Origin of the sequence: Promicromonospora alba, from assembly GCF_042654905.1 — a bacterium.
GTDB classification, from domain to species: Bacteria; Actinomycetota; Actinomycetes; order Actinomycetales; family Cellulomonadaceae; genus Promicromonospora; species Promicromonospora alba.
In genome coordinates, this window is the sequence record NZ_JBHSFI010000014.1 from 1 (window position 1) to 1848 (window position 1848).

The window sequence follows — 1848 nt, forward strand, 5'->3', positions numbered from 1 at the left end:
ACAGGGCGACTCTTCGTCAATGTTCCACCCATGAGCAACCATCCCAGACGCGTACGGCCTGAGCATGGCCTCTGCCACCAGCACCAACCCGAAGGCCGGCAACCCCCACTATGTGGGGCCTGGTGGAGATGAGCTCCTTAGAAAGGAGGTGATCCAGCCGCACCTTCCGGTACGGCTACCTTGTTACGACTTAGTCCCAATCGCCAGTCCCACCTTCGACCACTCCCTCCCTTGCGGGTTGGGCCGTGAGCTTCGGGTGTTACCAACTTTCGTGACTTGACGGGCGGTGTGTACAAGGCCCGGGAACGTATTCACCGCAGCGTTGCTGATCTGCGATTACTAGCGACTCCGACTTCACGGGGTCGAGTTGCAGACCCCGATCCGAACTGAGACCGGCTTTTTGGGATTCGCTCCACCTCACGGTATCGCAGCCCTCTGTACCGGCCATTGTAGCATGCGTGAAGCCCAAGACATAAGGGGCATGATGATTTGACGTCATCCCCACCTTCCTCCGAGTTGACCCCGGCAGTCTCCCATGAGTCCCCGGCATGACCCGCTGGCAACATAGGATAAGGGTTGCGCTCGTTGCGGGACTTAACCCAACATCTCACGACACGAGCTGACGACAACCATGCACCACCTGTGTACGAGTGTCCAAAGAGTTCGTCATCTCTGACGCGTTCTCGTACATGTCAAGCCTTGGTAAGGTTCTTCGCGTTGCATCGAATTAATCCGCATGCTCCGCCGCTTGTGCGGGCCCCCGTCAATTCCTTTGAGTTTTAGCCTTGCGGCCGTACTCCCCAGGCGGGGCACTTAATGCGTTAGCTGCGGCACAGAACGAGTGGAACCCGCCCCACACCTAGTGCCCAACGTTTACGGCATGGACTACCAGGGTATCTAATCCTGTTCGCTCCCCATGCTTTCGCTCCTCAGCGTCAGTAACTGCCCAGAGACCTGCCTTCGCCATCGGTGTTCCTCCTGATATCTGCGCATTCCACCGCTACACCAGGAATTCCAGTCTCCCCTACAGCACTCTAGTCTGCCCGTACCCGATGCAAGCCCACAGTTGAGCCATGGGATTTCACACCAGACGCGACAGACCGCCTACGAGCTCTTTACGCCCAATAATTCCGGACAACGCTTGCGCCCTACGTATTACCGCGGCTGCTGGCACGTAGTTAGCCGGCGCTTCTTCTGCAGGTACCGTCACTTTCGCTTCTTCCCTGCTGAAAGAGGTTTACAACCCGAAGGCCGTCATCCCTCACGTGGCGTCGCTGCATCAGGCTTTCGCCCATTGTGCAATATTCCCCACTGCTGCCTCCCGTAGGAGTCTGGGCCGTGTCTCAGTCCCAGTGTGGCCGGTCGCCCTCTCAGGCCGGCTACCCGTCGACGCCTTGGTAGGCCATTACCCCACCAACAAGCTGATAGGCCGCGAGCCCATCCCCCACCGAAAAACTTTCCAACACCCACCATGCGGTAAGTGCTCATATCCGGTATTAGACCTCGTTTCCAAGGCTTATCCCGAAGTAGGGGGCAGGTTGCTCACGTGTTACTCACCCGTTCGCCACTGATCCACCCAGCAAGCTGGGCTTCACCGTTCGACTTGCATGTGTTAAGCACGCCACCAGCGTTCGTCCTGAGCCAGGATCAAACTCTCCGTAAAAGAGAAACATCCACACCCACCCGAGGGCGAGCGTGAACAATGATACCGGCCAGACCAATCTGATGATTAAGATCTGTCCAAAACAACCCCCACGATAATGCGGCCCGTCCAACCGGATGGTCAGCAAGGCCACACCCGCCAAGGGGTTAAAACATTGGCATTGACTATCAAGCACACTGTTGAGT

1 rRNA gene is annotated in these 1848 nt (G+C 57.4%); it reads right to left on the bottom strand.

Annotation, left to right across the window (positions count from 1 at the left end):
* Positions 1 to 141 precede the first annotated feature (141 nt).
* Positions 142 to 1663: ribosomal RNA gene (locus ACFO6V_RS28770) — 16S ribosomal RNA — on the bottom strand.
* Positions 1664 to 1848: the final 185 nt, after the last annotated feature.